Below are 13468 nucleotides of genomic sequence, written 5' to 3'. Positions count from 1 at the left end.
TTACCTATCATCCTCTTGAAATTTGTCCAGTTGATAAAATTCCTCTTCTAATCTTTTCGCTCTTTCTTGCATAGGTTGCCACACATTTTGCTGTTTTTCATAATCAAAAGTCATCTCCTGTCTAGCCTTTTCTAGTCTATCTCGATACTGATCAAGAATATCATTTTGAGTTTTATCTACACTTTTTTTTAAATCGTCAATTTGTGCTAATAGCCATTCTATTACTTGCTTTAACATCTCAGGTTCAACTTCTTGTAACTGTTTTTTCCAGTCGGCTAAAATTTCTCCTATACTTGGAATTTTTGCATTATCGCTAAAGCGTTTTTCCTTTTTGGGAATTATCCATAACCAATGTTTCCAAGTTCTATATTCTTCAATATATTTTTCTTTTTTAATTTCAAAGTCCGAGTCAAACTTAACAAAATCAAATTTTAGATTATCTTTAACTTTGTTTAACTCTGATTCTGGAAATCTAATCACAATATCAGGAGCGCGTTCATTAGAACCTTTTTCTAAATAAGCAAGATGACAGATGAATAATTCATTTACCGCTTCATACATTCGCTGAATCTCTTGGGTAGCAATTTTATCCAACACTTGCGCTATAATCAGACTAAGATGAATAGACAGTTCGTTAAGTTCGTAATTTTTTTCCTTAAGACTCTCTTTTTCTTCCTGAGTTTTTGCCACCACATTTTGTCCATTTTTGGCGAAATAATGAATATAGCCCAGTTGGATTAATCTTCTCAGATTACCCTCTAGCAAGTTAACATTGACAATATTAGCTTTTTTAAAATTAGGATGATCTAGCGTAACTCTGCCATTTTCTAAAGATTCTGCAACTGCTTCTAAAATATGGTCAACTCCTCTCCCCAGAGCATTTCTCCAATCATAGAGAGGAACTAATTTTTCTTCAATTTCATTATAAGGTTCAGTAAATTGAAGATCGGTAATAGCTTCTGTTAATATAGAAAGGGGATCATCTTCTGTTTGTTGGTTTATATACTCCTTACAGGTTTGATTAATTTTTTCAAAAGGCTTTCGTAAATTAGCATCACTCACTTGCAGAAATTGATCTAAGGAAGATTTAATCCATGAGATTTTTTCTATTTCCTGTTGATAATTTTCTTCCGAACTGTTAAGAATTGCCGTGGTAGTTTGTACTGCCCATTGTGCAATACTATTTCCTGCCGCTACCTTAAATCTTTCTATAGCTTGGGGAATAACTAATTTAGGAAAATGTTCTGCTATATGCTTGCTTAGTTTCTTTTCAAATTCTTCTGCATAGGATTGTTTGAATAACTCTTTGGCAATTTGTTCTTGTTGAGAGATAGTCCATTGTTTAGGATCAAGACTTAAGTTTCCTCGCTTCATGATTTCCTTAATTAAAACTTGAAAGTTATCTCTAGCTTGCTCATAGGGTTTTAATACTTTCTCAAGTCTGGTTTGATCATGCTCTGACCAATTTTCCTCTCTTGTAGGTAATTCCTCTAACAGATCCTGAAGCAATTTCTTATTATCCTGAATTTGTAAAGCTAATAAGGCTGGCCATGTACTCAGTTTTACAATTCTCAAATTTTCAATATCTTTTGTGTATTCTCTTAAATTCTCGATCAGTTTTTCCTTAATATTTTCAGTCGTTTCTTCAACAAACTCACTTTCACTTTCTTGCCAATCATCATCTGATCTGAATATATCAATCCGATTTAAAATAAATAGCATTCGTGCAGGAGAGCCGCCTAAATCTTTAACTTGATCAACAACTTCTGATAAGAGATTATCAACTTTATAAGGATCTGTTTCTGCGCTGTTATATGTTACTAAACATAAAGCTTCACGACATTGTTTGATAATCCCAAGATTTCCCTCATCTCCTACATAAGATAACCCGGGTAAATCTAATAATTTAACTCTAACCCCTTTAGGCAATTTTAAGAAACTTTCATCTTTAACCAGTCTAAAAGGATAATAAATAATAGAGCGAGGGTAAGCTAAATCAGGTTGTTTTTTTCTGGCTTTAATATAAGCCTTCATTAACTGTTTTAAGCGACTATAAATATCTTCATCGCTAATCTTTTCCCATTTCCCGCATTCCCACAACGCCCCTGGCGTTTCTTCAATAATTAAAGTCTTTTCTTCGCTATACTCAATGGTAACTGTTCCTGCACTCATTTCTCGCTGTGCCATCGGTACAATATTAGCACCACAGAGGAAATTCACTAGGGTACTCTTCCCACTGCTCGTCGTGCCAGTCGTCGCTAAAATCAGGGTAGGATGGCGCAATTCATTGATTAACACTTCTAAAGCTTTCTCTAGGTTACTAGAAAGTTCGTGGATCTCACCATGATAGGATTCAGGAAAATGCTGAATAATCTCCGTTTTGAAGTCACCCCAATAACCCGCTAGAAGGTTGGCTTTATTTTCCACTGCTTGGAAAACTTCGTAAGATTTTTGACCCATAATACTCCATCCCTGACAGAATAAGCCGATTCAAGAATAAGCCACAACTTCATTATACTGAGTTTTATCCGATTGATTGGAACCAACGCTTTTCATGAGTTCTGAAATTTTCTGGTTCTCATTAAGCCTAGATTTTGCCGCAACTTATTGAGAATGTAGTCTCTGATACTAAATCTGGTTATTAAAAACTGATTATTTATTTCCCCTTTTGCCTCTTGCCTGTTGCATGAGTGCCTCCCCTCTATAAGTAGCCTATACTCAACGGATTTAGTATGAAACGCTGATAATTGCGTTCAATATTCTTAATAACTACGGCGGATTCAGGATTGGTCTGGTACATTCTCCACTAAGGAATTAGCTGTGCCAGACGAATAAAGCAACCGCCGTAATTTATTACGCTTCCAAGGCCGCTCAGATCAGCAAGAAATTGCTGCTGACCAGGTTGGGGAAGACCGCGTTGGCCGACGCCACATCCGAGGGAAAAGCTGGATTGAAGCGGTTCAGGTTGGCGATCTGCGTGACCGCGAGAACGCCAGTGCCGTCGGGATCAAAGAACAGATCACCGTTGGAGAGGTTATAGATGAAGCGCTGGCTTGCCGTGTTGGCCACCGTCGCCCCAGCCTCCGCCCGCAGCTGGGCTGCGGTAAGGGTGGAGCCGGTCAGGCCTGCGTAGACGTTCTTGTCGAAGACCAGTTGGTCCAGACTGGAGTTGAAGTCCCGCAGTTGATCCACCCCATTGAGACCTGGGGCCTCGTTGAAGGTGAAGCGATCGTTTCCTCCCCCCCCTGTGATGATGTCGTTCCCCTGGCCGCCGATGAGGGTGTCGTTACCCGCCTGTCCCTTCACCTGGTCGTTGCCCAGCCCACCGGAGACCAGGTCGTTGCCATTGCCGCCGTTGAGATCATCGATGCCATCCTCACCGAAGAGGCTGTCGTTGCCCTCTCCGCCATACATATCGTCGTTGCCAGTGCCGCCATAAATCTGATCGTTGCCGGCATCCCCACGCAACATGTCAAAGCCGTTTTCACCGTAGATGGTGTCATGTCCTTTACCGCCATCGGCAAAGTCATTGTCATCGCCGGCCCAGAAGGTGTCCGCGCCTCCATCGCCCCACATGCAGTCATCCCCAGCCAAGCCCTTGAATTGATCGGAGCCGTTGGTGCCGCCAAAGAGCTCACTGGCCTTGCCCTCCCCGTTGGGACTGAACACGCCGCGGGCATCAAGGTAGTTGCCACCATTGCCGACAAGCACCCCATTCACATAGCCAGCCCTGCCCACCAGCCGTTGAGTTCCAGTGACATCTACCACCGTCTGAGTGGCCTGAAGCAATAAAGCTTCAGAAGAATAGGTGTTGAAGCTTTGCAGGGATCGCTCATAATCAGCATCATTCACCGCAAAGATCTTGTGGTAGAGATGCTTCACTCCCGTGGCAGCCATCACCATGTCGGCCACTGTCTTGCCTTTGATTTCCTCCACCAGATCCGTGGCAGCCAGCTTGCTCAGGTAGTAGGCCTCATCACCCCGCTGCAGTTGCTGCATCTGGTAGGCATAGATGAAATCATGGGTCGGGCCAAGCATACCGCCGGGGGTTTTGGCCTCTGCCAATCCCCCCAGCCAGAGGGAGATATTTTGGAAGTTCTGGTTGCCGCTGGGCGTGTTCACCGGTGCTGCGGGATTCAGGGCATCGGAGCTGCTGCCGCTGTAGAGCAGGCCCATGAAAGCGTCATCCCCCATGGCCAAATCCGCCGCAGCGGAGAGGGCGGCGGCGTAGGTGGCTGCCGCGCCTGGAGCCGAACTGGCTTGCAGTTGATTCCAATAGGAGAGATTGGCATTGCCCGAATAGCCACTGAGGATGGCATCGCGGGCGTAGGCCATGATGAACGTCTTCAACGATTCGGGATGAAGCAGATGGGCTCCAAAATCCTTCCAGCTGATATAGGGCCGCAGGTTGGCCTCCAGGGCCGCCAGGTTGGCGTCAATGGCATTGTTGGCCTGCACCAACCCAGTGGTGCCATCTGGAGAGGTGCGTACGCCACGAAGGTAGGTTTGAATCTGGCGACGGGCTTCATTGAGGGAGGTGATGCCAGTATCCAGGCCGCGGGCGATGTTGAGGGCGCCCAGATCCAGGGGCAGGCCCACCAGGGCGTTTTGAAGGGTGTTGGTGATGAATTCATCGGTGGCGTTGCCCACCTGCTGGCTCATCCCTGCCGCGATCTGCCCTGCCGTGTGGCGCGTGTAGATCTGGGGGGCGAGAAAGGCCTGCAGCAGCGGGATGTCCATCTGCCCGCCGGGGTTGGCCAGGCCTGTTTGCTGGTTCACCGAGGTGAGGGCCACGGTTTCGGTGAGTTGGGAATGGCCGAAGCGAAAGGCGCTGGAGGCGAATTCCGCCAAGATGCTGGCATTGAAGCCGGCGTTGTTGTTGTTGCCCGCATTGGCACCTGCGAATGCACCCAGGTTGGGGGTAATGCGCCGCGCGTACTCCTGCAACACATGGTGTTGGTAGAAGTTTTCATTGGCCAGCTTGGCCATTTCAAACAGCTCTTCTCCGGAAAGGGACTGGTTATTACAATTGTTTCCGGCATTCTGGGCTAGATTGGCCTCGATCTGAGACAGGATATTGTTGTGGGTGGTGACAAAGATCTCATGCATTGCCGTGAGACCAATATTTTCATTCAGGCGCCCATCTCCGCCCACAGCGTGTTCATTCAGCCGAGAGGGATCCTTCAGATCACCGTTGGCTTTGAAGGGATCGCTACCAGCAGGCTGGGGAGATCCTTTCCAGTCACGGGCCAGATCGATCAGAAACGCTGAACCGGCCTTGGCCAGCACCTGATTGGACGTGACATCCGCCGTATCAAAGACGTAGCTCTTCTGCCCCGTCACCTTGTTGAGTACCACAAAGGCATAGCGCCCCGCATTAGGCTGGCCCTGGGGGATGATCTCCACCAGGGGCACAGACAGCACATCGCGATCGCGCAAGGTCAGGCCAATGCGCTTGGCATTCTTTTTCAGGTCAAACCAGCGGGCGGTGGAGTTTTGCGGATCTGCGAGCAGCCGGCCCGTCAGTTCACCATTGCCCTTGTATTCCCGCATGAAAATGGCATGGCTCTCCACCGAGCCATAGACCTGGTTGAGATCAAAAAAGGCGGAGGTCTGGTTGAAGCTCTCGCCATTGCGTGGGGTGAGCTTCAGCACGCTCTGGCCGCTGCCGTTGGTGGTGGTGGAGGCAACCACGCCGGTGAAGGCCGCCTTGCTGTTGATGGTGGTCACTATATCGTTGAGGGTGGCACCCGCACTGATCACGATCAGCTGCTCATTGAGTACCAAGGTCCCCCCACTGGTGCCAGTGAAGCTGGTGCCGATGGCGGCGTTCTCATTGTCCACATCCCATTGGCTGGGGCGGCTGTAGCCCGCTAGGCCTAGCTCCGCCACTAGGGCATCGCGGCTGCCCTCGCCGATCTCCACCTGCACGGTGTTGGTGCGGGAGAGAGCCATGAAGTTGGTGGGCGAGCCAGGGGTGTAAAGGCTGTCTCCGGGGAGCAGGGGGATCAGCAGGCTGCCATCCTTGCCCTTGGCGAGAAAATCCATGCCGTGGTCGTTGTATTGGCCAAACAGGGCGAAAAAGCCTGAATTCGGCAGGGGATTTCCGGTATTGGAGCCATTCACCCCATTGCCACCGGTGAGAATGGTTTCATGGCGGGTGTTGTTTTTCTGGCTCACCCGCTTGCCGGCCTGGGTGCCGGCCTGGGTCCACTCCCTGGCGTAGGGATCATCCAACACCTGCAGCGCTGTCCTGCCGCTTTGATTGGAAACCAGATTGCTGATCAGCCTGGGGCTGGCATCAAAGATGTGGGGATTGCTGGGATTGGCAGAGCCGCGAAGGCTGTAATCAATCGTATAGTTTTGGTCGTAGACGACCGCTCCCGTCTGGAAGTTGATCGTGAAACCACCCGTGGCTTGCGTGAAGCTCTGGCTGGTGAGACGGCGAAACAGTGTGCCTGTCGCCCCGGCCATGAATTTCGGATCTGTGGTGGACAAGGGGTAGGGTGCCGAGATGGGGGTGATGCCGCCACCCACCTGGTAACGCAATTGATCCGTGCCATCGACAAAGCGGATGCCGCTGGTGGGTCTGGCGCCCGTCACACCGGGATTGAAGCCAGGCAGAACGGCGAGACGGGGATCGTTGTTCCACTCCTTGTAGATGCGATATTGATAACGGAGAAAAAACAGATCGTCGATTGTGAAAGTATCAATCACCGAATCGAAATTGGGATTTGGCATGATTTGGCAATGTGCAATATTTTTCCTAACTCGTGTGCAACCATATTTTTAGTCTTGATTTACAAGGCTTTCAGAAATCAGCAGAGATAAAGTCTCCTTTGTAACCCTGATTCTGTCGTTTTTAGTTGCACATCGCGTTTTTTTACTCTAAAGACAATAATATGGTTTAAGGGCAGAAACGTTGCATCTCCCAATAAAACTTTACATTTAACCCACCCTGCGCAATCCTTAACATTCCATTGATAATTTTCCCTAATACATTGCTTAGAAACCATTACCAGCAATGATTATAGCTAGAGTGATCGATTTTTCTCAAGGTGAAGAATTGTAATTTGTTTTCTCAGAAAAATCAATTATTGAGAATGGTTCTTAATAGTAGTTTCTACAATGACAGTTTTTGGTAAAAACATCTTGAGGAATGTAAAAATATATAAAAATATATGAAGATGTGCGGAGTGTCGGATTTAAGAACATAACAAACCCAAAACGCCATTTTTTCAATTGAACTGGTCACTGATTCTAGGCTAATTTAATTGCTGCCGTGACTACCTCTTCTAAAGACTCTAACCAATGAAAGTTAACATCAGCTAAACTCTGACTGAGATCGATCGCTTGGTTGTCAGCTAGGACGCGAAAAATTATTTGTGGTAGGGTGGGATTGAGAAAAGAGCGGGGTTCCAAGGTTTGTCTTTCCTGTCGGGTCGCCCGGATCGTTCGTTCGCCGCTGCCCCGGCTGGGTGATAATGGGCTATAACTGCGGTAGTAATGGCTAATAGTCTCGATCGCTTTTTGGCCAAAGTCGGGATAACTGATAATATCAACGATAACCACTTTTAAATTAGGCAATAGTTGGAATTGTTGCAGACCAGCCTCTATTTGCTCGTTTAATTGCTCTAATTCTAGTCTTTCCTCCAGTATAAGCCATGCCGCCAGTTTTGCCCCCTTGCCTGCCAAGGCATCCCAGACAGTGGACATCAAACCCTGGCCATTGCTAATCACGGCTATTCGGCCGGTTTGATCAATTATCGACCAAGGGGATTGTAATTGGGGTGGGGTCAAAGCTAGAAGATCGAGATGTCTAGCTAAAGCGGCATCATTAACACTTATTTTGCCATCTAGGGCCATCACTTCCCCAGCTTCGTTGATACCGAGGGGATTAATCTCGATAATATCGAGATCTTTGCTGACAAAGAGACTATACATTTTTTCGAGAATTTGACTGATAGACTCGATCAAAGACCCTCTTAAACCCATAGATACGGCTAATTGCCGACAGAGATAGGGGGAAAATCTCGCTTCGATGACCACTTTTTGCATGGTTTCCAGTAAACTGTCCACATCCATCCCCCCTTGACTCGCACCCAGTAAAACCGGTCTTTGCAGATGATAATCGAGTAAAATGGCTAAAAATATCTCCTGTTGCGGATTATACCTGGCTTCTGCTAAGATTACCTCTGGATATTCTCCGGCGATCGGTAAATGAAAGATAGCATGGGCAGCAGCGATCGCATCAATGGTATTAGCGACAAATTTCACTCCTCCTGCTTTTCCCCGGCCTCCGGTGCGTACCTGGGACTTCAGCACGATAGGATAGGGAATGTTTAATCTTTTTAGTCCCCCCGGTTCGTGGATTGGTTGGGAAGGTAAAATGGGGATACCGACTTGAGCAAATATTTCCTTGGCTTGGTATTCGAGTAAATCCATAATTAATTAATTGATAAAGTGGCAATTCTCTCTTTGCTCGTTTCAGTAGCTTGGGGACTATTAACTATCATAAGTTTGTGCAGTACCACAATGATAACAATAAGGTAAATTTTTATAAGTTAACTCATGGCAATGATGACATTCTACATATTGATAATAACCGCAATGGGGACAATGAGCATCTTGATTTTTAATCGTTTTAGCGCAGTTAATACATTGTGATTTTTGTACTCGTTTTGCTGCTTGAGACTTGGTATTAAAAACAAACTTTTGCAAAAATTTAATAATAGCAAAACCGCACAAAGGGATTAACAGAATATAAACATATTGAACTAAAAATACTAAACCTCCAAAGATAGCACCGATAATATCAAAAATGAATTGTGTAATAATACCAATTTGCAAAAATTCAAAAGCTTTGAAAATTAAAGGAATGAAGAAAATAACTAATAAATGCCAACTAATTAACGCTATTAAACCATAGCCGCGACTTTGGGCATACTGATTCACTAATAACGCAACAATTATTAATGGTGCTAAAAATAAAACTTGAAAACCTAATTGAATGCTAGGATACCAAAAAGTCGCATTTTTATAACCAGCTTCCACATCATTAAATTTACTTTCATTTCTCATGAAAGCAAGTAAATTTTGACTCGATGGTTTTTGTAGTAGTTCATTTTTTAGCTTAACAATTTCTTCTTTGATTTTTGATATTTTTTTATTATTTTCCTCTAGTTTCTGTTTTGCCTCTTCCGCTTTTACCCGGTTTATCGAATTGTTGGCAGACTGTCCGGCAATTTTCTCTAATAGGGTAGAATCATATTGACTTCTAATAATTCTATTATTATTTTCTAGTATATTAATATTATCTTGTTTTGTTTGTATTTTACTTAATAAAGTTTTATTTTCTTGATTATTTAACTTATTTTTAATATCAGCATATTGCAAACAAATTGGAGAAACTTTACCTAAATGTCCTATTTCTTCATCTTGATAATTATTATTTTTATAATCAACTAAAAAAGTTGTAATTAAATCATAATCTCTATCTGGACTATTATTTTTCTTGTAACTTTGCCATTCGCTGTAACAAGTATATACTTGTTGGGGGCTTAAATGCCACCTACTAATATCATCTAATCCTGTAAAAACATTAACTAAGATGAAAATATCAACAATTATTATTACCAATAAACTTACTTTATTTAATGGTTTATCATTAATCCTTCTTGATCTCCTGAAAAACTGATTCCACAAATTATTAAGTTTAGTAAACATAATCTACTCCTAAGTACAGGACAAAAAGGATGATATTTGGAAACTTCCCGCGCTCTCCCCTATCTAAATGGAGCAAGAGGACTCCCGTTAAATTTCTCCTTAATTAAAAATATACCAGAAATTAACGGGAGATGAATTGCGACCACAGGGTGAGAGCATCTCAAAAGCTATTGACAATTGGCCAATTTTGTGATACGGTTGCTGTTTGGGCATTTCAAGTGATACCACTCAATCAGAATAGTTACGAAATCTTAACATTTGGTCGATTTTTGCTTAACAATTGAGATGACAAATTCTCCTCAAATATGCCTGAATCGTCCTCTGGGCAAGCAACCCACACAAAGTTCATTTTGTCAAGGATTGTTAAGATGCGCTTCCCCTGAGCTTATGGATAAATTTATTGGTTTGAGTATGCTGATTTTTGGGTTTGTAATGATGGCCTTTAATCCAGCAGTTGGAGTGCTAGTGGCTCTTTTTGGGTTGATCGTGACTTGGAATAGCGAGAGAACTGTTTCTGTTCGATCACAGGACAGGGATAGGGTTCCTTGTCCTCATTGTGCTGAGTTAATTCAACCGAAAGCGAAGGTGTGCCGTTTCTGTGGGGCCAGGTTTAGATGACCCCTTGTCCTGAGTTTGGGATCGGTGGCAACCCGATCAGAGGTTTCTTCAGTTTTTTGTCACAATTGTTACATTTTTTCAGAGATTTTAATTCGATCGGGTGATTTTTTTTTGATAGGATTGAACCTATAATTCTCCCATAAATAGTTATTGTTCCCCATTAACCGTGCCAAACTAAGAACTGCGGACAAATCAAGAGTTTTGGCGTTTCAATAGACCAACTAAACTAATAACTGGCAATTAGTAGGAAATCTCAGTTATTTTTTGCTAAAATTCTCCTTTTTCCCGCATTTTCTTGCTTGGAAACAAACTTTTCTCCGCTTTCGTCTCTGTCTTTAATTCGCTCCCACTAGGAAACTCAAGGGTAAGATGCTATATTTTCAAAAGCAGGGTCGTCATCATCCTCTGACCCTATTAACAATGCTTTTAAGTGCTTCTTTCGTTGTGGTCTCCCTTTCCTTGACTCCTGCGATCGCACGTCAATTCGCCCCAATTAACCCGATTAAACCGATTCCTTTGGGGAATGATCGATTAATTACTGCTGGCACAGATATCCCTGTAAAATACGAGCAAGGGGAAAAAATTCTTTTAACCAAACAAGAAACTTTTTCTTTATCTCTGACCGTCACCGATAATATCAAAAACTCCCAGGGACAGACAATTATTCCTGATGGTAGTCAGATTATCGGAGAAATTAAACCCGATGGTCAAGGTTCGCGTTTTTTATCCCAAAAAATCTTTTTAAAAACCCGTCAACCCCAAGAAAAATCTATCGATGCTATTTCGGCAGTTTTCACTCGTCTAGAAAGGATAATTAAAGGAGTTAACCCCGATAAAATTATTCAGGGTGCAGTATTAGGAAAATCCGCCGCTTCTGTCCTCGCTTCTTTTACTTCTGACCGACCGGTTAGCGAGGGATTATTACGAGGAGGGGGATTAGAAGTATTAGCCGGCTGGTTATTACGAGGAGAATCGGTGGAATTATTGTCAATTAACCCCAAAGAAGATTTAAAATTAACCCTTCGTTCTGATTTTACCGGTCAGTAACCTTGTAAAAATCTGGTGTGTTAGATTAATAGCTAACACACCAGCTATCTGGACTAAGCGGCGTTTTGCCGATACCATTCAATGGTTTTTCGCAAACCTTCTTTAAATTCCATTTGGGCAACAAAACCGAATTTTTCCTGAGCGCGGGTTGTATCTAAACAGCGTCGCGGTTGACCATTGGGTTTATCTATTTCCCAAACAATTTCGCCATCAAAACCCATTAAATCACAGATTAATTCGACTAAATCTTTGATAGAAATTTCATAATTTGTACCAAGATTAACCGGGTCTGATTCATTATAGAATTGGCTGGCCATGACAATGCCTTGCGCTGCATCGGTGGAGTAGAGAAACTCCCGGGTTGGACTACCATCTCCCCAGACAGGAAGTTGTTTATCCCCCCGTTGTTGTGCCTCATAAACCTTGCGAATTAAAGCAGGAATTACATGGGAACTACCCGGATCAAAATTATCCTCTGGCCCGTATAAATTCACTGGTAAAAGATAAATTCCGTTGAAACCATACTGCAAACGATAGGACTCTAATTGTACCAATAAAGCCTTTTTAGCGATACCGTATGGCGCATTGGTTTCTTCGGGATATCCTGACCATAAATCGTCTTCACGGAAAGGTACTGGAGTAAATTTTGGATAGGCACAAATTGTCCCCACACAGACAAATTTTTGCACTCCTGCTAGATAGGCAGCGTGAATTAATTGGGTTCCCATCATTAAATTATCATAGAATAATTCGGCGGGTTTTTCCCGATTGAGACCGATGCCTCCCACATGAGCAGCCAAATGGATAATTAAATCTTCTTCGTTGGCTAAACGTTGACAGTTTTCCCAAACTCTTAAATCACAATCCTTTGACCGAGGAATTGTAATTTTTTCGGGATTGGCCCCCGCTGCAATTAATTGATTAACTACTTGCCGACCTAAAAATCCGGCCCCCCCAGTGACAACGATTCTTTGTTCGCTTAAATTCAGCATATTTTTACCTCTTTAATCCACAGTTGTCATCGAACGATTGCGAAGATAGGCCAAATCTTTTAATAACTGTTGGCTATCACCACCGTTATTAAGATTAATCCCCAAAGCCGCTAAATCCGCATCTACCATTAATTTTACCAGTCCCTCGAATGTCACCGACGGCTGCCAACCTAATTTCTCTCTGGCTTTTGTGGAATCTCCTATTAATAAATCCACTTCCGCTGGACGCAAATAACGTTGATCAAACTCCACATAATCCTGCCAATTTAAATTAACGTATTGGAAAGAAATATCGAGAAACTCCCGGATAGAATAGGTTTCATTGGTCGCCACCACATAATCATCTGGTTCTTCCTGTTGTAACATTAACCACATCGCCCGCACATAGTCCTTAGCATAACCCCAATCCCTTTTAGAATCGAGATTTCCTAAATAGAGTTTTTTCTGTTGTCCGGCAATAATTCGGGCCAAGGCGCGGGTAATTTTGCGCGTGACAAAAGTTTCTCCACGCCGGGGGGATTCATGGTTAAATAAAATGCCGTTACAGGCAAATAAGTCGTAGGATTCCCGATAGTTGATTGTTTGCCAGTGACCGTAAACTTTCGCACAAGCGTAGGGACTGCGCGGATAAAATGGCGTGGTTTCTTTTTGGGGAACTTCCATGACTTTCCCGAACATTTCCGAGGAACCTGCTTGATAGAAACGCACTTCGATGCCGGTTCTTTTTTGGTAATCCCGAATTGCTTCTAGTAATCTTAAAACTCCCGCCCCCACAGCATCAACGGTGTATTCTGGAGCATCAAAACTAACTCGCACATGGGATTGGGCCCCTAAATTATACACTTCTACCGGTTGCACTTGTTCGAGAATACGCCGCAGGGTCGTCCCGTCGGTGAGGTCGCCATAATGAAGAAATAATTTAGTATCGGGCTGGTGGGGGTCAGTGTAGATATGATCAATGCGATCGGTGTTAAAAGTTGAAGTACGACGGATGATACCGTGGACTTCGTAACCTTTTTCTAATAATAATTCGCTCAGATAGGAACCATCTTGACCGGTGATGCCGGTAATTAGGGCGCGTTTAG

General features: G+C 43.9%; 7 protein-coding genes. 1 reads left to right on the top strand and 6 read right to left on the bottom strand.

The window, feature by feature from the left end:
* From IM462_RS12995 to IM462_RS12980, 4 genes are all read right to left on the bottom strand, one after another.
* Positions 1 to 2460 carry a dynamin family protein gene (locus IM462_RS12995; RefSeq protein WP_287701542.1) on the bottom strand — a complete coding sequence of 820 codons (2460 nt, stop codon included), beginning with the start codon at positions 2458 to 2460 and terminating at the stop codon, positions 1 to 3.
* Between the two features lie 411 nt (positions 2461 to 2871).
* The gene (locus IM462_RS12990) at positions 2872 to 6741 is read right to left on the bottom strand and encodes a peroxidase family protein (RefSeq protein ID WP_287701540.1); all 3870 of its coding nucleotides are present in this window, start codon (positions 6739 to 6741) and stop codon (positions 2872 to 2874) included.
* A gap of 519 nt (positions 6742 to 7260) precedes the next feature.
* Positions 7261 to 8445: an ATP-grasp domain-containing protein gene (locus IM462_RS12985; RefSeq protein ID WP_287701538.1), complete on the bottom strand. Its 1185-nt coding sequence runs from the start codon at positions 8443 to 8445 to the stop codon at positions 7261 to 7263.
* 60 nt (positions 8446 to 8505) lie between these two features.
* Positions 8506 to 9726 carry a hypothetical protein gene (locus tag IM462_RS12980; protein WP_287701536.1) on the bottom strand — a complete coding sequence of 407 codons (1221 nt, stop codon included), beginning with the start codon at positions 9724 to 9726 and terminating at the stop codon, positions 8506 to 8508.
* Between the two features lie 987 nt (positions 9727 to 10713).
* Here IM462_RS12980 and IM462_RS12975 point away from each other — a divergent pair.
* A complete protein-coding gene (locus tag IM462_RS12975; protein WP_287701534.1) occupies positions 10714 to 11391 on the top strand; it encodes a hypothetical protein in 678 nt (225 codons plus the stop codon).
* 53 nt (positions 11392 to 11444) lie between these two features.
* Here the strand turns inward: IM462_RS12975 and IM462_RS12970 are convergent, their stop codons facing one another.
* A complete protein-coding gene (locus tag IM462_RS12970) occupies positions 11445 to 12383 on the bottom strand; it encodes a GDP-L-fucose synthase family protein (RefSeq protein ID WP_287701533.1) in 939 nt (312 codons plus the stop codon).
* A 12-nt stretch (positions 12384 to 12395) separates the two neighbouring features.
* A partial coding sequence (gmd, locus tag IM462_RS12965) for a GDP-mannose 4,6-dehydratase (protein WP_287715268.1) occupies positions 12396 to 13468 on the bottom strand: 1073 nt, incomplete at its 5' end.

Source organism: Microcystis sp. M144S2 (assembly GCF_020246065.1).
GTDB classification, from domain to species: domain Bacteria; phylum Cyanobacteriota; class Cyanobacteriia; order Cyanobacteriales; family Microcystaceae; genus Microcystis; species Microcystis ichthyoblabe_A.
Note: the sequence above shows the minus strand (reverse complement) of the source record. Positions and strands in the feature narration are given on the sequence as shown.